Source organism: Desulfosarcina alkanivorans, assembly GCF_009688945.1.
Lineage (GTDB): Bacteria > Desulfobacterota > Desulfobacteria > Desulfobacterales > Desulfosarcinaceae > Desulfosarcina > Desulfosarcina alkanivorans.
The window spans coordinates 1,836,941-1,858,165 of the sequence record NZ_AP021874.1 but is presented as its reverse complement, the minus strand read 5'-3'; the positions used below and the strand labels follow the sequence as shown (position 1 = coordinate 1,858,165).

At 61.2% G+C, this 21,225-nt stretch carries 16 protein-coding genes and 1 tRNA gene; 2 read left to right on the top strand and 15 right to left on the bottom strand.

All coding sequences use genetic code 11. The annotated features are described in order from the left end of the window. Positions 1 to 60: 60 nt before the first annotated feature. The 15 genes from cobC to mfd all read right to left on the bottom strand — a co-directional run bounded on the left by cobC (position 61) and on the right by mfd (position 18,979). On the bottom strand, positions 61 to 771 hold the full coding sequence (gene cobC / locus DSCA_RS08215) for an alpha-ribazole phosphatase (protein ID WP_155315967.1): 711 nt from the start codon (positions 769 to 771) through the stop codon (positions 61 to 63). Beyond that, entirely contained in the window at positions 731 to 1,924 is a 1,194-nt protein-coding gene (locus DSCA_RS08210; protein ID WP_155315966.1) for a DVU_1551 family NTP transferase, read from the bottom strand. The genes cobC and DSCA_RS08210 overlap by 41 nt, the downstream gene beginning before the upstream one ends. A 37-nt stretch (positions 1,925 to 1,961) precedes the next feature. Next, positions 1,962 to 3,812, bottom strand: coding sequence for a BRCT domain-containing protein (locus DSCA_RS08205; RefSeq protein WP_155315965.1), 1,851 nt, complete (start codon positions 3,810 to 3,812; stop codon positions 1,962 to 1,964). Between the two features lie 79 nt (positions 3,813 to 3,891). Continuing rightward, a complete protein-coding gene (locus tag DSCA_RS08200; RefSeq protein ID WP_155315964.1) occupies positions 3,892 to 4,632 on the bottom strand; it encodes a nucleoside phosphorylase in 741 nt (246 codons plus the stop codon). A gap of 233 nt (positions 4,633 to 4,865) precedes the next feature. After that, positions 4,866 to 5,120, bottom strand: a complete 255-nt coding sequence (locus tag DSCA_RS08195) for a hypothetical protein (RefSeq protein WP_155315963.1) — start codon at positions 5,118 to 5,120, stop codon at positions 4,866 to 4,868. 138 nt (positions 5,121 to 5,258) lie between these two features. Further along, positions 5,259 to 7,334, bottom strand: coding sequence for a glycine--tRNA ligase subunit beta (glyS, locus tag DSCA_RS08190; RefSeq protein WP_155315962.1), 2,076 nt, complete (start codon positions 7,332 to 7,334; stop codon positions 5,259 to 5,261). A 151-nt stretch (positions 7,335 to 7,485) separates the two neighbouring features. Beyond that, positions 7,486 to 8,358: a glycine--tRNA ligase subunit alpha gene (gene glyQ / locus DSCA_RS08185; RefSeq protein ID WP_155315961.1), complete on the bottom strand. Its 873-nt coding sequence runs from the start codon at positions 8,356 to 8,358 to the stop codon at positions 7,486 to 7,488. A gap of 228 nt (positions 8,359 to 8,586) precedes the next feature. After that, positions 8,587 to 9,345: a substrate-binding periplasmic protein gene (locus tag DSCA_RS08180; protein WP_167527667.1), complete on the bottom strand. Its 759-nt coding sequence runs from the start codon at positions 9,343 to 9,345 to the stop codon at positions 8,587 to 8,589. An 88-nt stretch (positions 9,346 to 9,433) separates the two neighbouring features. Continuing rightward, complete coding sequence (locus DSCA_RS08175; RefSeq protein ID WP_231716419.1) at positions 9,434 to 10,507, bottom strand: GHMP family kinase ATP-binding protein; 1,074 nt, start codon at positions 10,505 to 10,507, stop codon at positions 9,434 to 9,436. Further along, the gene (recO, locus tag DSCA_RS08170; RefSeq protein WP_155315959.1) at positions 10,504 to 11,313 is read right to left on the bottom strand and encodes a DNA repair protein RecO; all 810 of its coding nucleotides are present in this window, start codon (positions 11,311 to 11,313) and stop codon (positions 10,504 to 10,506) included. Before recO ends, DSCA_RS08175 begins: the two co-directional genes overlap by 4 nt. Positions 11,314 to 11,317: 4 nt before the next feature. Further along, positions 11,318 to 12,670: a magnesium transporter gene (mgtE, locus tag DSCA_RS08165; protein ID WP_155315958.1), complete on the bottom strand. Its 1,353-nt coding sequence runs from the start codon at positions 12,668 to 12,670 to the stop codon at positions 11,318 to 11,320. Between the two features lie 78 nt (positions 12,671 to 12,748). Further along, positions 12,749 to 13,471, bottom strand: a complete 723-nt coding sequence (locus DSCA_RS08160; protein ID WP_155315957.1) for a helix-turn-helix domain-containing protein — start codon at positions 13,469 to 13,471, stop codon at positions 12,749 to 12,751. A 183-nt stretch (positions 13,472 to 13,654) separates the two neighbouring features. Continuing rightward, entirely contained in the window at positions 13,655 to 14,647 is a 993-nt protein-coding gene (locus DSCA_RS08155; RefSeq protein WP_167527666.1) for a peptidylprolyl isomerase, read from the bottom strand. Between the two features lie 57 nt (positions 14,648 to 14,704). Further along, complete coding sequence (locus tag DSCA_RS08150; RefSeq protein ID WP_155315955.1) at positions 14,705 to 15,469, bottom strand: SurA N-terminal domain-containing protein; 765 nt, start codon at positions 15,467 to 15,469, stop codon at positions 14,705 to 14,707. Between the two features lie 6 nt (positions 15,470 to 15,475). Beyond that, complete coding sequence (mfd, locus tag DSCA_RS08145; RefSeq protein ID WP_231716418.1) at positions 15,476 to 18,979, bottom strand: transcription-repair coupling factor; 3,504 nt, start codon at positions 18,977 to 18,979, stop codon at positions 15,476 to 15,478. 31 nt (positions 18,980 to 19,010) lie between these two features. Between mfd and DSCA_RS08140 the strand changes: the two genes are divergently transcribed. Together DSCA_RS08140 and DSCA_RS08135 are read left to right on the top strand one after the other, a co-directional pair. Continuing rightward, a tRNA-Thr gene (locus tag DSCA_RS08140) sits at positions 19,011 to 19,086 on the top strand. 217 nt (positions 19,087 to 19,303) lie between these two features. Beyond that, positions 19,304 to 21,154: an ATP-dependent helicase gene (locus tag DSCA_RS08135; protein ID WP_155315953.1), complete on the top strand. Its 1,851-nt coding sequence runs from the start codon at positions 19,304 to 19,306 to the stop codon at positions 21,152 to 21,154. Positions 21,155 to 21,225 lie beyond the last annotated feature (71 nt).

The following is a 21,225-nucleotide window of genomic DNA, read 5'->3' as shown; positions in this document are numbered from 1 at the left end:
TCGGGCAAACGCTGCCGGAGGATGGCCCGGAATTCAAAATAAGGCAGGAACGGGGGACGGTCAAACCGGGGGCCCGGAATCACCGTCCGGCCGCCGGTCGGCGGCGGCCGGGTATCCGTTACGACGTCCCGACGGGGACGGGATCAGGTTCAGCGATACGATTCGATGCCTGCCGGCCCGGTCGTCAATGAGGTTCAACGCCCCGCAGTCCTGGCTGATCCGAAACAGGTTCGCCGCCGGCATCCCGAGCAGATGGCACAGAATCATCCGGTTGACGCCGGCGTGGGCGACGATCAGAATCCGCCTGCCCGGCTGCCGGACGGCCTGTTCAAATGCGGGGACCGCCCGGTGCTGAAGGTCCAGGAAGCTCTCCCCCCCGGGGGGGCGGAAGTGGGCCAGGTCCCTCCCGCGTTTCTCAAAGGCGTCTGGCCAGCGTTCCCTGACACGGCGGAAGGTCATCCCCTCCCATTTCCCCAGGAGAATTTCTCGCAGGCCGGCCTGCGGGGTGACCGGCGTGTGCTGGCCGGCGGCAATGATGCGGGCCGTTTGCATGCAGCGGCGCAAATCACTGGAGACGATGTGTGCCGGTGGGGCCTCGGCCAGGCATTGCCGCCAGTAGTGTGCCTGGTGACGCCCCATATCGTTCAGGGGCACATCCGACTGGCCGATAAAGCGCTTTTCATCATCACCGGCGCCGGTGTCGCCATGGCGGAGCAGCAGTATCTTTTTCTCATGGCCTGCGGTCAGCCAGGATTTCAGAATCTTGTGCATAAAGGGCCCCTTCCCCAGTTCGAGCCGTCTTCAGGATCTGATCGACGGCTTTGCCGGCGATTCGCTCCACCTTGCCCTGGATCGCCAGCGCCGCCCGCCGCCGTCTGTCGATGTTGGCTGCAATTTCAGGTTGATGGCCATATTTCTCGAGTTTTGCGGCAAACCGTTGCGCCAGGCTGACCACCCTGTTCCCGGCGACCAGCTTGTCGGCCAGATAGACGATCTGGGCTTCGTCAAGGGGAGACGACGCGGTCACGTTGATATCCATGTGAACCGCGACGATCTCCGCCATGGCGGGAAATCCCATTTTTTCCAGCAGGCGCGCCCCGGCAGCGGCGTGGTGCCTGTCGAGGCGCGCCACATCATGAACCCGGGCGGCGGACCGGACCATGGAGACATCAACGGTGCGGGCGCCGGTGGCGGCATTGACCGCCCTGGCCAGGGATTGCCCCACCTGCGCCACCCGTCGGCAGTGGTCGATGATCGGTCCGGGCAGGCCGCAAACCTTTTCCATGAGCATCCGGCACTCCCGCTCGGTGAGACAGGCGGCGCTCTCCAGGCGGGTTGAGAGGTGCCGGAAGTCATCAGGCGTGTCCAGATCCAGCAGGATCCCTTCGTCGGCCACGTTCACATCCAGGGCCGTTGCATCGAAACGGCCCAGCAGGGCGCGCAGGCCGCCGCTGCCGTCATGGGTGCCGATGGCCGCCCGCAGTCGTCCATGAACCAGCGGCGGGTGTCCGCGGCGGTCGTCAAACACCGGGTAGACGACCGGCGGCGGGTGTCCGTCGAATGCCGCCATCAGCATGGCCGGGGTGTGGGGACGGACCAGGGGGATGTCCACCGGGTGGACAAAAAAGGACCTCACGTCCGGGGCAAGGGCCTTGACGCCGGCCAGCACGGACGAGAACATGCCTTTTTCATGGTCCGGGTTGTGAACCACGGATACCGTGCCGGCGGGCAGGGCAGACCGGATCGCCTGCGAACGGAAGCCGGTCACGACCCGGATGTCCGTCACGCCGGCATTGCGGTAAAGGGACACCACCCGGTCGAGCACTGTCATGCCGGCCAGATTCAACAGGGGTTTGAATCGCCCCATGCGCCGGGAAAAACCGGCGGCCAGGATAATGGCGGCTGTCTTCGAAGATCGGTTCATGGAAGGCCTTCACGGGTAGCGGTGCCTGTCCGTTTTTTCAATGGCCTGGCGTCGCATCGTCGAGCATGGCCAGGTATTGGCTCTCGGTGAGGATGGCCACCCCCAGTCGTTCGGCTTTGTCCATCTTGGATGCCCCGACTTTTTGGCCGCAAACCAGATAGTCCGTGCTGCCGCTGACAGCGGTCTGCACCCGGGCGCCCAGGGCTCGGGCCTGGTCCTGCATTGCCTGCCGGGAACCGTGAACCATTTTTCCGGTAAAGACGATCCCTTTTTCCGCTATGGGGCTGCTGACGGCAGCCTGCTCGGAGACCAGGGGCGTGCGCTGGAGATTGAAACCGAGGTCGATCATGTGGCGGATGGTGCCGGCCATGGCGCCGATGCTTTCCGCGATCCGTCCGCTGGTTTTATCGCCGAACCCTTTGATCCGGATGATGGCGTCCGGTTCCACGTCCACGATTTTTTCCAGCGGCACATGGGCCAGCAGCTTGCGGCTGTCCCCGGTGCCCAGGTCCGCGATGCCGAAGGCCGCCAGAAACCGCCAGTCCTCCACCGGCTTGGTCCGGCTGATGACGATGGCTTCCGCCAGGTTTTTGGACTGCACCGGTCCGAAGCCCATGGATGTGTAATCCGTTTCGGAAAGGCGATAGATCGCCTCCAGGCTGTCGTGGCCGTTGTCCACGATTTTCTGAACGGTCTTGATGCCGAACCAGTCGGCATTTCCCAGGATCCGGAACCAGTGGCTGAGGCGCTGCTCGATCTGGGCCCGGCAGGCGCTGTTGGTACACTTGAGGAAATCGTTCTGCCATGTCAGCGGCTGGCTGCACGAGGGGCATGCATCGGGCAATCGTAACTCTCCCCGGGCCTCCAGGACCGCTTCCAGCTTGGGAATGACCTCACCGCTGCGGATGATTTCGATGCGGGTGCCGATGCCGATGCCGGCGTTGCGGATGTTGCCGGCATGGTGGGCCGTCACCCGTCGGATGGTCGCACCCGAAAGCGATACCGGTTCCACCTCCATGACCGGTGTGACATTGCCCGTGCGGCCCACCTGCCACTGGATGCCGGTCACCGTGGTCCTGGCGGTTTCGCCCTTGGTCTTTATCGCGATCTGCCATCGGTAGTGGTGGGCCGTGGCGCCCATGCGTTCCTTCAATCGCTCATCCGTGACGTCGGCCACGACGCCGTCGGTGGGGTAGTCCACATCGGCCAGCAGCCGCTCCACTAGGGACCGGGTCTCTTCCACCAGTCGGGCACCGTCGACGACCATCGAGAAAACCTGGCTGTAGGGAACGAAATGAACCTTGCGGTCGTTCAGGGCGGTTCTGGCGTTTTCGTTGAGGGTGTCCGACGAGATGATGCCCACCACCATGTTGCGCGGGTGCTCGAAAAATTCGGCCATGCATTGGTCGAAATAGCTTTTCACCACCACGATTTCACCCACTCCCCGGCCCCGGCCACCGATGGGGACAACGCCTTTTTCAAATGCGCTGGAGATTTCGTACCCCACGCGGCCGTTGCCCCGGGTGGCGAACACCTGGCCGTCGTCCCGACCGGCCAGGCCGTCCAGCTTGGGCGTCAGCCGGAAGGCCACCGACTCCAGCCCCATTGCGTCGGCTTCTTTCCGGACCCGGGCCACGAACCGCTCCAGCTGCTCGCGCGTGTAAGCCTTTTCGATGGAGAGCATGGGGGCCGGATGTCGCACTTCCTGCCTGCCTGGAAATTGTTCGGGCTCCACGGCCTTCAGGAACGGGTGGTCCGGTGCGATCGTGCGCAGCCGTTCCACCAGCGCGTCATAAGTCGCGTCTTCGACCATGGGGGAGCCCTGGCGATAGGCCTGATTATACGCGGTCAGCAGGTCGACCAGTTCGTCTGTGGTTGTCTGGGTCATGGGTAAAGAATAAATTAGGGTTCACGGTTCAAGGGGGCGAGGCCTCAGGCGGGCGTATCCCTTATTCAATACTCCCTCCCTAAACCCCTAAACAGCTGACCAGGGTCAGCGCCGCCCGGCAGACCTTCTCGCGGGATGATTTGAAGGACGGCGTCCTGAAGCCGGGACGCCACTGGTAATCGGAAAGTTCATCGGATACGACGAGCATGCCGGCGGCTGCCATGCGGCGAAAACCGGCCACCGTGAAAATGGCGGACAGTTCCATCTCCACGGCCAGGGCGCCTCTGGCCTGGTAGTGTTTCACCTTTTCGACGGTTTCCCGGAAGATGGCATCGGTGGTCCAGACGGAACCCTCGTGAAAGGATGCACCGTGGTGCTGGAGGGCCAGCCGGGCCTGGTGCACCAGCGGGCGGGCCGGCAGGGCCACGCGGCATGACGGATCGCAATAGTGGCCCGATGTGCCTTCGTCGACCATGGCGTTTTCCGGTACGATGATGTCCCCGGCCTTGACCTGGCGCGATACGGCCCCGCACCAGCCCACGAAAAGGAGGGTCCTGACCCCCCAGACCCACAACGATTCGACGATCATGGCGGCGTACGGGGCACCGACGACCGGTCCGGTTAGGGTAAACCGCCGCTGGCCGTCCGCGTGCACCTGAAGGGTGCTCATGTATAGCTTTCGCTGCGCCACCAAGGGGGTCTCCGTCAGGCGCGCAAGCAGCCGCAGGTCGCCTTCCGTGGCGGCAATGATGGCCACGGTGCCGGTTTCAGGCGGTTTTTTCCCTTTCACGGGGTTCACGATGGCGCGGCGGTCAGGCATGATCTGTCATTCGAGATTGGGTCGTTGAATTGTGTTATGGGGCGTCGCGGCATGCATATACAGATTCCTTTCTCCGGCCTTGCCAGCACGATGATCTCGATCCACAGGCGCTCAGGTCGGACATGAAAGGGCAGGGTCTGCGGATATGCGTTCGTCCCGGGGGTTGTGAAACTGGCCGGACGGAGGCGAAACGGGAACCGCCATCCGTCCGGTATTTCTGGCATCGCAATGGATCAACTGGGTCTTTGCAGGTCCGTCAGTTCGTCCTTGATTTCATCCATGACGTCATAAAGCCAGAGAACGTCTTCGGTCGTCAGGCGGCCGGCTTTCACCGGGGCGCGGTCACTGCCGTCCTTTTTCTTGAGGATACGGGGGCCGATCTGCACTTTGGCTTCCCCCTGGTCATAGCGATTGATGGTGACCAGCAGCCCGGTCTCCGGACACTGCCATTTTTTGAGCACCTTGTCTTTGTTTGGATCAAAGGGCATAGCGCCTCCTGAAAATAATAATTTAGGGATTCGGGGATCAGGGACTTCCGTGATTCAGGAATTAGAATCGATTTGAGCTTTTTTAAGTTCCTCGATCCCACAATTCAGAATTCCTCGGTCTGACCCAACATCGCCGGGTCAGGTCGAAATCTGGGAGAAATCGGCAATCTGGCCGAAAAGGGCCGAAATGGCTGCCAGCAGGGCCAGCCGGTTGCGGCGGACCGCGTCATCGTCGGCCATCACCATGACATCGTCAAAAAAGGCATCCACCGGGTCACGCAGGGTGGCGATGGCACCCAGGGCGCCCTCCAGGTCTCCCTGGTCCATGAGGCGGTCCACCCGGGTCGTGACCGACTGGCAGGCCGTGTGCAGGGCGCCTTCCGAGTCGTGTGTGAACAGGGCCGGACTGACCGGCGCGGATTCGGTCCGGGCGGCTTTTTTCAGGATGTTTTCCACCCGCTTGAAGGCCGCAGCCAGGGGATCGAAGTCCGCCTTGCCCTTGAGTTTTTCCAGGGCGGCCGCCCGGCGCTCCACATCGGGGATCCGGTCCGTCGAGGCACTGATGACCGCAGCGACGATATCCTTGGACATTCCCTGGTCGACCAGCAGGCGGGAGAGGCGGTTTTTAAGAAACGTCATGACGGCCGCCGCGATGCGGTCGGGCGGATCGCTGCTCTTGTCGGCGAACAGGGAGACCCCCTTGTCCACCAGTCGGGACAGGGAAACGCCGATATTGCGGCTGCGCATGATCTGCAGGATGCCGATTCCCTGGCGCCTGAGGGCGTAAGGGTCTGCGGCGCCGGTGGGAATCAGGCCGACGGAGAAGCATCCGCAGATGGAGTCGATTTTATCGGCGATGGAGAGCAGGGCGCCGGTTTCCGTTTCCGGCAGCTGTCCCCCGCTGTGGGTGGGCCGGTAATGCTCCTCGATGGCCGCCGCCACATCCGGCGCCTCGCCGGCCGCCAGGGCGTAAATCCGCCCCATGACGCCCTGCAGCTTGGCAAATTCACCCACCACCTGGCTCACCAGGTCGGCCTTGCACAGGTGGGCGGCACGGGTCACGTTTTCCTTTTCGGCAGGGTTGACGGCATCGGCCAGCCATCCGGCAAGGGCTTTCACCCGCATCACCTTTTCGTTCATGCTGCCCAGCTTGGCCTGGAAGAGCACGCGTTTGAGATCCTCGACCCAGTCGTCCATGGGCACCTTGACGTCGGCGGTGTAAAAGTACCGGGCGTCGGACAGCCGGGCCCGCAGCACGCGCTCGTGCCCGGTGGCCACCAGGTCCATGTTCCGGGTCCGGGTGTTGTTGACGGCGACAAAACCGGGCATCAGCCGGCCAGCCGTGTCGACCACGGCAAAGTACTTCTGGTGCTCGCGCATGGCCGTGATGAGAATTTCCCCGGGCACATCGAGAAAAATGTCGTCGAATTTTCCCGCCGTGGCGATGGGCGTTTCCACCAGGTTGGTGACGATATCCAGCAACTCTTCGTCGGGCAGCACCTGCCCGCCGATGCCGGCGGCGGCATCGGCCACGGCCGCAGCGGTCATTTCCCGGCGTCTGTCGATGTCCACCACCACGTTGACCGAGGCCATGGTCTCCGCGTAGGCCTCCGGGGAGGGGATGGTCACTTTGCCCGGATTCATGAACATGTGGCCCAGCGCCCGGCGGCCGCTTTTAATGCTGCCGCCCAGGGTAAACGAGACCACCCGGCTGCCGTAAAGCGCCACGATGCTCTGGATGGGGCGGGCGAATTGAATGGAGAGATCGGCCCAGCGCATGCTTTTGGGAAACGGCGTGGCCAGGATGACCTCGGGCAGGATGGTTTTGAGCAGCCGGACGGTGGCCTGCCCGCGGTTGGTCTTGCGGGCGCTCAGGTAACGTCCCTTGTCCGTCTGGACGACCTTCAGGCGCTTGACGGCAACGCCCGCCTTTTCAGCGAATTTGACGGCCGCCACCGTGGGCCGGCCCCCATCATCATACGCGATTTTTTCCGGCGGCCCCATGATATCTTCGGTCACCGTTGCCTGTTTGGGCGCCACCTGGTCCACGATCACCGTCAGGCGCCGGGGCGACCCGCAGGTGCGTGCCCCGCCATGGGCGACGCGGGCCGTGTCCAGCCGTTTCAGAAGGTTCCGGGCCAGAGCGTCCAGGGCGGGCTGGATATATCCTGCCGGGATCTCTTCGGCGCCGATTTCAAGTAGTAGGGTATCCATATTCACCTCAATAAATTAATACAATTTTACGAACCGCTCGACTTTGGTCATTTTTCAGGACGAGGGTCGGACCAAACCGAATGCGTACATCCGTTTCAAGTGTTAAGCCCCGGATAATTTCGACTGAATATAACCGTCAGGATACATTTGCTTAACACTTCTTAATCAACGGAAAACCCATGGCCTCACGCTGCTTCAGGTAGCCCATGCCGCAGGCCCTGGCCAGGTTTCGTATCCGTCCGATGTACCCGGTGCGCTCGGTGACGCTGATGGCACCCCGGGCATCCAGCAGGTTGAAGGTGTGGCTGCATTTGAGGGTGTATTCGTAGGCCGGAAGGACCAGGCCCTTTTCGATGATCCGCTTGCCTTCGGCTTCGTACATGTTGAAGCGGTCCAGCAGCATCTTCACATCGGCGACTTCAAAATTGTAGGTGGACTGTTCCACCTCCTGCTGGTGGTGCACCTGGCCGTAGGTGACCGTCTCGTTCCACTTCAGGTCGTAGACGTTGTCGATGCCCTGGAGGTACATGGCGATGCGCTCCAGGCCGTAGGTCAGTTCAACGGATATGGGAGACAGCTCCATACTGCAGGCCTGCTGGAAATAGGTGAACTGGGTACACTCCATGCCGTCCAGCCACACCTCCCAACCCAGTCCCGAGGCGCCCAGGGTGGGCGATTCCCAGTCGTCCTCCACGAAGCGGATGTCATGCTCCAGCGGGTCCACGCCCAGGGCTTTCATGCTTTGCAGGTAAAGCTGCTGGACGTTGGTGGGGGAGGGTTTGAGCAGCACCTGGTACTGGTAGTAGTGCTGCAGCCGGTTGGGGTTGTCCCCGTAGCGGCCGTCGGTGGGGCGCCGGGACGGCTGGACATAGGCGACATCCCAGGGCTCGGGCCCCAGTGCTTTCAGTGTGGTGTGGTGATGAAACGTGCCGGCGCCCACCTCCAGGTCATAGGGCTGAACCACCACGCAGCCCTTGCGGGCCCAGAATCTGTCCAACGTGAGAATCACATCCTGAAAATTCATACACTTTCCTCGATTGTCCGTATCACTCGTCAAATGACTGAAAAAGTTTATAATCGATTGGGGTTTTCAGATCTGATGCCTTTCTGATAAGCGCTTTACGTACCATTATCGATGGGGTTTAACAAGAGGCGCGTTGGCTCCGGCCGGGACACCTGCATTTTGCCTTCGCCGACACAGGTTTGGCTGGACCGTCCCCCGAAAGAGATTCCTGTGGGAAGGCGCGAATGACTACTGCTGCATGGTTTCACGGGACAATTGATCGAAACGCCCGTTTTCGCGCAGCTGCCGGATGCCGTCATTGAATGCGCGTATGAGGTGTGGCGAGAGCTGCCTGTTGAACACGGCATAGCCGTACACCACATGGAGCGGCCTGGGATGCATGGCGATTTTCGATCGTTCCTGCGGTAAAAACCTGTCCCGCAGCACGCCTTTGATCATTGACTCCGCGCCGACGATCACGTCGATCCGCCCCTTGAGCAGTTTTTTCAGGTTCTGTTCGTCCGTGGGAACCCGTTCGACCGAAATCACGCCGGCTTTTTCAGCCGCCAGATAGGCTTTCCCCCCGTTGACATTGCCCAGTCGGTCTCCGATGCGCAGCCCTTTGAGATCGTCGAGGGTCTCCCAATCGAAGGCTTTATCCCTGCGATGGAATATAACGACCGGCGACCGGGCGACCGGCGCGTCGCTGAAAAGGACCGCTTTCTCACGTTCCGGCGTTTTCAGCCACCCCAGGGACAGGTCTGCAGCGCCTTCTTCGACCATCGCGAATGCACGCTTCAGGGGGAACCATCGGATCGTCGCATCGTGTCCGTGCAGGGCAAGCGCCTCCTTGACCATCTGACACCAGAATCCGCCAGCGGGAAGATGTTCGGCTGCATAGGGAGACACGTCATACTGCACCCAGCGAATGGTGTCGGCAAGCCCCCTTCCCGAAAATGACGCCCAGACCAGTGGTGCCAGCATCACCGTGAACAGTATTTTTTTCATGTTGTTTCCCATCGATGCCGTTGATTGCGTCGGTTATTTCTGGCTGTCCCTGAACAGGCAGGCTGGTCCTTTTCCAGACGAGCAGGATTCAGCGAACGCCGTCTGGGTCCGGACGGCACTCGAGGATTCCCGCTGCGGGGCGCCGGGCAAGCAGCTTTTGCCATTGGGGTTTCAGGGCGGCCACATCATCCTTTTCGCCAAGGGCCCACATGCACCCCCCGCCCCCGGCACCGGTGAAACGGGCGCCGCATCCGCATTGAACGGCGGCCGCCGCCAGCCGGTCGCCCATATCGTCGAGCACCCGCGGGGTCATGGCTTTTCGAATGGCCGTTTCCCGGTTCATGGCATCGGCGGCCGCCGACATGTCCCATCGGGTGAGCGCCGTCTCAAAATCCCGGGTCAGGCGGATGATCGCCTGCCAGCGGTCGCGGCCCTCTGAGCCGATGAACTGCCTGACCCAGGTGGTGTTGACCTCCCTGGACACATGGGTGACGCCCAGATAAGCCACCAGCAGGTGGCGGTCCAGGCGTGCAATGGCATCCGCTTCTATCAGGGTGCGTCTGGCGAAGGGTGCCCGGCCGGGATCGGCCGGCCAGGACCATGCGTTGGCGCCGCCGAAAGCGGCAGCCAGCTGGTCCTGGAGGCCGCAGGGAACGCCGGCGACGCCCTGCTCGATGGCATGGGCCAGAAGCGCCATGCGTTCCCGGGAGAGGGCCTTTTTCCCCATGTGGCCCATCACCTTGGAAAAGGCGGCAATCAGGGCCACGGCCGCCACCGAGGACCCCCCCAGCCCGCTCCTGGGCGGAGAGGCGGATTGGATGTCGATGTGAACCCCGCCGGCGCCGAAATAGTCGGCCACGGCGAACATGAGCCCCAAAGGATGATCATAGGGGGCGGACGCCGGATGGAATGCCGCGTCGGCAAATCCCGCCGACGAGATCTGCACCCGATGGTCCGCGGCCGGACGCAGGCTGACGGTGGTGCGCCGGTCAAGGGCAATATTGACGGTGGATGGGGCCAGGTGCCGCAGCGGATAGTGAAAGCTGCTGATGTCCAGGGTCCCCCCGAAATCGATCCGGCAGGGTGCCGAGGCACAGACGGGGTGCGCTTCCAGAATCGGCCCGATAGTGCCCAGCGTCATTGTGTCGGTCCGGGTCGTCATGGTGGTTGATATCCCTTTGACATATTTGTTTTTTTATTGACCACCTGCCTGATGTTCCTGAGCACCTTCAGGCTCTTGGGGCGTTTGCCGATGTGGAAGGGGACGAAGGATTCCAGGAATGTCAGTCCCTCGGCAACGGCCGTCGGCGTAAACCTGACGCGGGCGGCCCGCTCGAGGCCGCCGGAATCGGTCCACATGAGCTGTTTCAGGGTGCCTTTGGAGATCTTCAGCAGGCCGTTGGCGGGGATCCCGCAACTCGGGCAGACGATGCCGCCTTTGGCCGGGTCCGAGAACACCGACGCATGCCGGATCTGGTCCAGACAGGTCTTGCAGGCATGGCAGTGGTCAAAATTGGGCCGGAATCCCGCCAGCGACAAAAATCGCATCTGAAACAGGATGCTGAGTACTTCAACGGGTGTTTCCCCACTGTTGAGTGCTTCCAGCACGTGCAGCATCAGCCGGTACAGCGGTTCCTGGGGCTCTCCCTCGGCCATCCACAGGTAGATCAGCTCCATCCAGTAGCTGGCATAGGCGGTTTTGACGATACTCTCGCGGATTTTGAAAAACGGATCTTCGAGAGAGGCCTCCTGAAGCACCGGCATGCCTTTTCCCCGCCCCCTGGCCAGGACCACGTTGAGTCGGGAAAACGGTTCCAGCACACCCGGAAAGCGCTTGACGCTTTTTTTGGCGGATTTGGCAATGGCACTGGTTTTGCCCTGTGCCCGGGTGAACAGGGTGACGATGAGATCGTAATCCCCGAATTCGATTCGGCGCAGCAGGATGGCGGGGGTACTCAGGCAGGCCATGGTGTCAGACGCCGAGAAAGCGGGTGGCGATGGTAAAGTAAAAATAGACGCTGATGATATCGATGGCGGTGGTTACAAACGGTCCGGTGGCCACGGCCGGATCGATGTTGAGACGGGCAAAGATCATGGGGACGCAGGATCCCACCAGGGCCGCCACGGACATGGAGCAGACCACCGCCAGACAGACCGCCAGGGCCAGCATGAAGGTGCTGTACTGCATTTGGGCCACCGATCCGATCAGCAGGCCGTAGACGAGGCCGAGGATGAAACCGACGGTCAGCTCCTTGCCCACCACCGTCCAGATGTCATGGATGTTGAGCCGGCCGGTGGCCAGACCGCGCACCACGATGGTCGAGGACTGGGTGCCGATATTGCCGCCCATGCCCATGATGACCGGGATGAAGGCGGCCAGGTAGGTGATTCGGCTCAGGCTGTCCTCGAACGTGCCGATCACGTAAAAGGCGAAGATGCCGCCCAGGCAGCTGGCAAAAAGCCAGGGCAGCCGGATGCGGGTGCTCTTGAAAATGCTTTTGGTTTCCACGAATTCTTCGCCCACGCCGGCCATTTTCAGGATGTCTTCGGTGGCCTCTTCGCGGAAAATGTCGATGACGTCGTCCACGGTGACGATACCGACCAGCCGGTTGCTGTCGTCCACCACCGGTACGGCCAGGATGTCGTAACGGGCCACCAGCTTGGCGACTTCCTCCTGGTCCATGTGGGTCTGCACCGAAAGGACGTCGGTGGTCATGAAGGCCTTCAGGGGCGTCTGGGGCTTGACCACCACCAGCTGGCGCAGGGAGCACACGCCCACCAGGTTGCCGTATTCGTCCACCGCATAGAGATAAAAGGGCATCTCGACGTCGGCGAACTCCTTCTGGATCTGCTCGATGGCCGCCTTGGCCGTGATTTCCTGATTCAGGGCAATGAAGTCGGGGTTCATGATGCCGCCGGCGGTATCGTCCTCGAAGCGCATGAGGTCCTCGACTTCGTCGGACCCCTCTTTCTTCATGCGCTTGAGCAGGCTGCTGGCGGTTTCGTCGGGAAGCTGGTTGAGCAGATCGGCGACATCGTCATTGGGCATGTCATCCAGGATCGCCACGACCTCATCCGGATCCATGCCGTCGATGAATTCAATGAAGAGATCCTCATCCAGTTCGCTGAACAGGATTCCCTTTTGCTCGACGTCGTCGATCATGTCGAACAGAAGCCGCCGGTCCTTCAGCGGCAGGTCCCGGAACAGGATGGACAGGTCGGCACCATGGGTTTTATTGACGATTTTGCGAAGCCGGCTGCTGGCACCGCGACGCAGCAATCGTTTGATGCTGACGGTCAGTATTTTTTGGCGATCCTGCTGCATCAGATTAACGTGTCGAGATTTAGGGTGTTCGTTTTCAGGGTGATGTCCGGCCGGTGCGATCAGACGCAAGGCGTCGGTTCATGGAATTTTCAGGCTGACCACCTGGCCGCTGTCACCGAATATTTTTACCGGCCGTTCATCCAGGAATATCCTCAATCCGGTGGCGTTGCCGATCAACAGGTTGAAATCGGTCGTTCCTTCCAGTTCCAGGCGGTCCTCGGGCTTCAACTCATAGGATCGGGCATTCTGGCCGTCCACAATGACTTTCAGCCAGGTCTGTTCCACGGCGACCACCTGAAGCTTCAATTTGCCCGTCGGTTTTTCCACGAACAGGCCGCTTGCGGCCGGAGCGGTCCCGCCGGCGGATGGCTCCGGCGCAGCAGCCTGTTCAGGCGCGACGGCGCCCGGGTGCGGTTCCGTATCGGGGAAAAAATTGGTGTACCGCACCAGCAACAGGATGCTGGTGATTACCCCGACGGCCATCAGTGTGCGGCGCAGCAGTCCTAATTTTGCCCGCCGTTTCAGGCGCCGCTGTTCGACGGTGGCCTGCTGTTCAAGCTCGGCCGTGTACAGGGCCATGGCCACATCCGCATTGGCTCCCGTGGCATCGGCATAGGTGCGGATGAAGCTTTTTACGTAGGCCCGCGGGGGAAGCCGGTCAATGGCATTTTCCTCCATGGCCCTGAGGCAGTGCGCGGCAATCTTCGTCTGCTGGGCGACCGTTTCGATCGCCAAACCCTGTTCAAGTCGAAAGCCCTGCAAGTAGCTTCCAAACGTTTCCTGATTGGTTTTCGATTCCATAGAAGAACCGCTATATCCAAGGATCGTGGGCCCGATCCCGGTCAGTGTCAGTCCCCAAACGGCAATGCTTCCGGACGGCTGCCTTCTGCGAGTGCCAGTTTTCCCGGCATCCCTGCCGATGCCGGTGGCAAAAGCCTTTGCCTGGTTTGATCGTGGCCGGAACCGCCCCTTCCCGGGCGGACACTAATTGATGATTTTGATGTGAGACCCATTGCGCAGATCCTCCAGCCAGGAGATGAATTTCTGGTCTACCACCTCGGCAAAAAGCTTCTGGTGGATCTCCGCCCTGACGCTTTCCAGGGGCTTGCCTTCTGTGCGGCTGATTGCTTCCACATAAAAGAGTTGAAATCCCTGGTCCGTGTCCAGCACCCCGGTGGTCCGGCCCGGCTTCAATCCCTCGATCGCCGCCCGGATCTGCGGCGAGAGGGTCTCTTCATCAAACTCACCGATATCTCCACCGTCCGCAGCGGCGGGACTCTGGCTGTCGGTTCGGGCCAGATCGGCAAAGGATTCACCGGCTTCTATCCGTGAGCGGAGCTGTTGCATCCGTTCATGAATTCCGGCCTTTTCGGCATCGGTGGAAAACTCGGGCACCCGCATCAGGATGTTTCTCAAATGGTAGCGGATTTTCCCGCCGTAAAGTTCGGGATGGCTGTCGTAATAAGCCAGGATCTCATCATCGGTGATGACAATCTTGGATTTCACCCGGTAATTGACCAGACGGGTTCGCAGGACCTGCTCCCTGATTTTTTCGCGATACTGCTCCATGGTCATTTGCTCTTTCTGCAAGAAATCGCGCAGGTCCTCGTCCGTAAAGTAGTTGGCCGCTTTTATGCGTTCAATGGTGTTGTCGATGGCGGCCTCATCCACCCGGATGTCGTTGCGCTCGATTTCCTGATCGGTGAGTTTTTCATCCACCAGACGGTTGAGCAAGTCCTCGCGCAATTTAAACAGCATCTGCCGTTCCTGGTCCTCGGTGAACCCCTGTTGACGGATGCGCTGGGCGAAGGGCACCATGCGCTGCCTCAGCTCAGACAGCAGGATGATATCTTCGTTGACCACCGCCACAATCCGGTCGAGCACTTCGGCAGCCGATGAAGCCGTTGCCGTGGCGGAAAATACCAGCATCGACATTACGATCAGTATATTCAAAAAGACATTTCGTTCCAAGGTCATGATTCCTTTTTCCATCCGGCGGAGCCGGCATCAGGGGGACTGGGCACCCGGCTGTAATTATTTTTCCCGTGTGCCTTGGGACTGTTCCCACAGCTCCCAGTTGATCTCTACCGCGTATTTTTTTCGCAGGCCGTTCATCCATTGGGGGTAGGCCGCTTCGACCTTTTCGCGCCGGATCCGTTCCACGATATGGCGATTCAGATCCGTATCCGTGGACTTCTGTTCCGGGGCAGCGAAGTCCGCCTCGTGGGCCTCGATGTAGGCTTGGATATCCTGTGTGGTTATCTCCACCGGTTGAACCAGTTCCCGATCGACGACTTTTTCCATCACCAGGCGCGCCCGAAGCCGATCTTTCCACAGGGAGAAAGGGATGGCGCTTTCCAGCAGCATCTGTTCAAATTCGTCTTCCGGGTAGTCCTTTTTGATTTCATGGACTGCCGCTTCAAGTTCGGTCTCTTCCAGCACGATCCCCAGCTCCGCGGCCCGGCGATCGATAACCAGCTCTTCGGTCATCTGATCGAGCAGGCGCAACCGGGCGTTCGCCAGGGTTTCCGGGTCCACCGACCGGTCGTCGCTGTAGGCAATCCGGGCGGCCTCGAAGGCGCGGTCGAACTGGGCCCGGGTGACGGTCTGCCGGTCGGTGCGGATCAGCACGGCCTCCCCATGGGATGAATCGTCCGGACCTGAGCACCCCGTCGACAGCGCCAGGATGACGAAGCAGGCGGCCCTGCAGACCCTGGCGGCGGCCGATGCCCGACATGACTTCAGCGACGTTTTTGCTGGTCGATAACTTATTGCAAATCTTCTAAATATGGTTCCCATAAACGATCAGGAGTTAACATGTTGCGCTATTTCGATCAAGATGTTTTTCGCCTGGGCCAGAATGGCCCGGGGGGCGCCTTTGGTCAGGGTTGCCTTAAACTGATGGTCCGGCGTGAACCGGTAGGGCCGTCCGCCGGCGGTGATCATCTGGACAATCCCCAGGGGGTGTTGCTGGTGGGCTTCACTGAACGCCAGGCACAGCTGATGGCCGAAGAGGTCGAGGCGCTTGACGCCGGCGCGCACTGACAGCACCCGCAGCATGATCTTGAGCAGCAGGTTTTCCGTCGCTTCGGTGAGGGGGCCGAATCGATCCATCAGTTCCGCTTTCATGTCGGCGATTTCCTTGAGATCGTTCATTTTTGCCAGGCGGCGATAGATGGACAGCCGCTGGTCGATATCGGCGACATAGTCTTCGGCGATGTGCGCGGACATGGGCAGGTTGATTTCCGGCTCCAGTCCTTCGACGATGGGCTCACCCTTGATCTGGGCCACGGCCTCTTCCATGAGTTTGAGGAACATGTCATAACCCACGGCGGCGATGTGGCCGGATTGGGATGCGCCCAGGATGGCCCCGCCGCCGCGGATTTTCAGGTCGTTCATGGCGATCTGGAAACCCGAACCCAGGTCGCTGTGTTCCATGAGCACCTTGAGGCGCTTCTGGGCATCCTTGCCCAGTCGGCTCTCTTCGGGAATGAACAGGTAGGCATAGGCCTGTTCGTCGGACCGGCCCACGCGGCCGCGCAGCTGATAGATCTGGGACAGGCCGAAGCGGTCCGCCCGGTTGACCAGGATGGTGTTGGCCGTGGCCACATCAATGCCGGATTCGATGATGGTGGTGCACACGAGCATGTCGATCTCCCGGTCCATGAAGCGCATCATCACCGCTTCCAGGTCATCCTCCGCCATCTGCCCGTGGGCCACGGCCAGGCGGACCTCGGGCACCCGCTCCTGCAGGTAGGCGGCCATGCGGTCGATGGCATGCACGTTGTTGTGCACGAAAAAGATCTGCCCTCCGCGGGCCAGTTCACTGCGAATGGCCTCGCTGATGACCGTGTCGTCAAACTCGCACACATAGGTGATGATGGCATGACGTTCTTCCGGCGGCGTACGGATGATGCTGATGTCCCGGATGCCCATCATGGAAAGGTGCAGGGTCCTTGGAATTGGGGTGGCGGTGAGGGCCAGTACGTCCACGGTGGTCCGCAGGCGTTTGAGTTTTTCCTTGTGCCGCACCCCGAATCGCTGCTCCTCATCGAGGATGAACAGTCCCAGATCGGCGAAGGCGACATCCTTTTGCAGCAGTCGATGGGTGCCGATGACGATGTCCACGGTGCCCTTTTTGATTTCTTCGACGATGCGGCGTTGATCGGCCTTGGACCGGAAGCGGCTCAGGCAGGCCACCTTTACCGGATAGGCATCGAAGCGCCGGGCGAAGGTGGCATAGTGCTGTTCGGCCAGTACCGTCGTGGGTACCAGCATGGCCACCTGCTTGGCTTCACTGACCGCCAGAAAGGAGGCCCGCAGGGCCACCTCGGTTTTCCCGTAGCCCACGTCCCCGCAGACCAGTCGGTCCATGGGGGTGGGGCTGCGCATGTCGTCCAGTACCGCTTCGATGGCCTTGAGCTGGTCAGGCGTCTCCTCGTAGGGAAAATCCGCCTCGAAGTCGGCAAAATGGCTGTCGGCCGCGCCGTAGCCGTGCCCGGTGTTGACCTTGCGCTGGGCGTAGATCTTGAGCAGCTCACCGGCGATCTTTTCCGCGGACTGGCGCACCTTCTCCTTGGCCCGCTCCCACGATCGGCCCCCCATTTTGTCCAGGGCGGGCATCATGCCTTCCACCCCCATGTATTTCTGGAGCAGGCCCATGCGGTCAACGGGCAGGTAGAGGCGGTCGTCGCCCCGGTAGACAACCAGCAGGAAGTCGTTGACGGTGCCTTCCAGGTTCAGTTTCACCAGTCCCTCGTACTGGCCGATGCCGTGTTCGTCGTGGACCACCAGGTCCCCCTGCTTGAGGTCGGAAAAGGCCAGCAGTTCGGTCCGCACCTTTTTCTTGGCGGGTCGGGGGCGTTTGGCCCGGGGGCCGAATATCTCGGTTTCCGTGACCACCGCCAGCCCGTCGCCCGGCCAGATGAATCCCTCGGACAGGCTGCCCCTGCAGATCCATACCCGTCCCGGCCGGAGTCGCTGGGGGAACGGCGTGCCGGTGGTCGCCGACACGCCGTGGGGGTCGAGGATGGCGGCGAGGCGGCTGACCTGGCGATCGGTCTCGCAGACCATCACCATGGCCTGTCCTGCTTCCTGACGGTCCCCGATCCATCGGATCAGCGGGGCGGCCGGCTGATCGGTTTTTCTGGCCTGCCCCATGGCCAGGACCAGGTCGCTGTTGTCGGTCACATCGGCATCCGTCGTCGGACGGTCATCTATGCCGGCCACTGCCACTGCCAGCGGCGCCAGGCTGATGGCTTCCCGGCGGTCCAGGTGGCCTTCGATCGCTTCCCAGGTTAAAAACAGATCGGCTGGTTCGACGCACAGGTGCCTGTCGTCGCGGGCCTTGTGGTAGTTGACCTGGGCCTGTTGGCTGCATTTTTCGGCGGCCTGGGCCAGTTCGGCCGGATTCTCGGCGATGATGACCGTGTTGTCCGGCAGGTAGTCGAACAGCGTGCCCATGCGGTCGTAGATCAGCGGGGTGAGGCTTTCGATGCCGGGAAAGACCCCCTGCTCCTTGATGCGCTGCACGATGTCCCGGACCGTGGTGCGGGGCAGTTCCAGGTCCAGTGCCCGTGCCCGGAACCGGCCGACGATGGCATCCAGGCGGTCTTTTTCCAGGGTGACTTCCCTGGCGGGCAGAATGATCGCTTCGTTCACATGGTCCTGGCTGCGCTGACTGGCCGGGGAAAAAAATCGGATGGTTTCGGCATAGTCGCCGAACAACTCGATGCGCAGGGGGCTGTCATACAGGGGCGAAAAGATGTCGATGATGCCGCCGCGCACGCAAAAGTCCCCCGGTTCCTCCACCACGACGCTGCGGGTGTAGCCGCCGGCCACCAGTTTGGCCACCAGCCGGTCCGGTTCGATCTCCTCCTCGGCGATGATCAGCTCGGCAAAACCGGCGAGCACCGATTTGGGAATCAGCCGCTGGCGCAGGGCGGCGGCCGTGGTCACCGTGGTCTGCCCCCGGTGCCCGTCGATCATGCCGTACAGGGCCCGGATGCGCCGTGCCGCGGTTTCGTTGTGGTAGGACATGAATTTGAACGGGGAGATATTGTATGACGGGAAGTGAACCACCGGCGGGCCCGTTTCCCCGGAAAAAAAAGCGATTTCCATCTGCCGCTGCTCGGCGGCTTTGGTCGATGCGGTCACCACCAGAACGGGCCGTTTGAGCCGGCTGCGGATGCGGGCTGCCAGGTGCGCACCGGCACTGCCGGCCATGCCGGTAATCACAAGGGGGCCGGTGCGCCCGGCAATGTCCCCGATCAGTCTGTCCGATGCACTTTTTGCTTGCTTTTGGTCCATAAACACTATACGAAATCTTTCTGTTTTTTCAGCCACCGTAGCTCAGTTGGTAGAGCAACGCACTCGTAATGCGTAGGTCCGCGGTTCGACTCCGCGCGGTGGCTCCATAGCCACTTTCGGGTTCCCCCTTGTGCGTATTGCGGGAACCCGTTTTTTTTCAACAGGGCGCAAAGCGGTTCCCGGTGCGGCGGATGTTCTCCGATGGGCCGTCTTAATAGCCCAACCCGTGCCGGTTTTGCAACCGCCGTCTGCGGTTGTCGGCCTTTCCCGCGTCAACACGATACCGATCGGTCAACCCCGGCGTCGCAACAGGAGACATGATCCATGCAGCTTTCACCCCAGCAGCAAGCCGCTGTCGAACATACCGGATCGCCGGCCCTGGTCGTGGCCGGCGCCGGGTCGGGAAAAACCCGTACCCTGACCGCCAAATTCGCCCACCTGGTCCAATCGGGCCTGCCGCCGGAACACATTCTGGCGATTACCTTTACCAACAAGGCGGCCGAAGAAATGAAGGGCCGCCTGATTCAGATGACCGGAATGGGGCTTTCGCGCTTTCCCTGGGTGCGCACTTACCATAGTGCCTGTTTCCAGATCCTCAAGGCACACAGCGACCGCCTTGATTTCCATCCGCCCCTCCAGGTCTTTACGACCTACCACCAGCAAAAGACGGTCAAGGAGGTGCTGCTGGGCCTCAATTACGATAAAAAACACGCCATGGGGGTGCTCGGGCAGATTTCCAACGCCAAGAACAGCGGGCATCCCGGTGCATATTTTGACCGCCATCCCCGGCAGGGCAACATCCGCCTGGTCGATGTCTACCAGAAATATGAAGCGCGCCTGAAGGCGGCCAATGCCGTGGATTTCGACAACATCCTGCTGCTGACCCGCAACCTGCTGCGGGACCATGCGGACATCCGGGAGCGCTACCAGGCCGAATTCCAGTACATCCTGTGCGACGAATACCAGGACACCAACGACCTGAACGAGGAGATCACCGCCCTGCTGCTCAGGGACGGGAACCTGTTTGCCGTGGGCGACGACTGGCAGTCCATCTATTCCTTCCGGATGAGCAACGTCAGCCACTTTCTTTCCTTCAAGAAGAAGTACGCGGGCGCCCGGATTTTCAGGCTGGAGCAGAACTACCGCAGCGCCGACGAAATCGTGCAGCTGGGCAACCGGGTGATCGGCCACAATGAAAGCCGCATGGAAAAGGATTGTTTTTCGGAAAAGGAAGGCGGGGTGGTCGAAACCCATGAATTTGTCACCGACCAGGAGGAGGCCCGCTGGGTGGCGGACAAGGTTCGCAGCATGGTGCGCATGAACATCCCATACGAAAAGATGGCGGTGCTCTATCGCACCAAGTTCTGCAGCCTGCCTTTCGAGCAGGCATTTCGCCGGGCGCACATTCCCTACCGCATGATGGGCGGCAAGGGCTTTTTCGACCGGGTGGAGATCCTGGATCTCAACTGCTATATCACCGCCGCGGTGTTCGACAAGGACGACACGGCCTTCGAACGGGTCCTCAACACGCCCAAGCGGGGCATCGGCCCGGGCACCGTGAAAAAGATCTCAGGGATGCGCAGCGGATCCATGAGCCTGAAAGAGGCCGCCCGGCAGGCGGTGGCCGAACGGGTGCTCACGCCCAAACTGTACAACGGGCTGAAAGCGCTCCTGGCGCTGCTCGACGAGATCCGGGACCTGGCCCCCGACGAAGCCATCCGGCGAGTGATCGCCCGCACCGGATACATGGATCACTTGGAAAACTACACCCGCTCCAATTCCATGGATTTTACCGCCCGGCAGGAAAACATCGACCAGCTGATCCACGCCGCCTCCCAGAAAGAGACCATCGTGGACTACCTGGAAGAGGCCGCCCTGGTCCGTGAGGACAAGGATGACGAGGAGGAATCCGCCGGCGTCAACCTGTCCACCGTTCACGGTGCCAAGGGCCTGGAGTTTCACACGGTTTTCGTGATCGGGTGCGAAGAACAGCTGTTTCCCCACTGGCGGTCCATGGACAGCGCCGACGATCTGGAAGAGGAGCGCCGGCTCATGTACGTGGCGGTGACCCGGGCGGAACGCTGCCTGTTCATCACCTCCGCCAATTTTCGCAAGGGCCAGTTCAACCCCCGCAGCCGGTTTCTGGAAGAGATCGATTCGGTCCTGTCCGAGTGATCTCACAGGCGTCTGGCTCGTTTCTGCATCATATGAACTTGACATCATCCGGCCTTGCGTATATTTCTAAT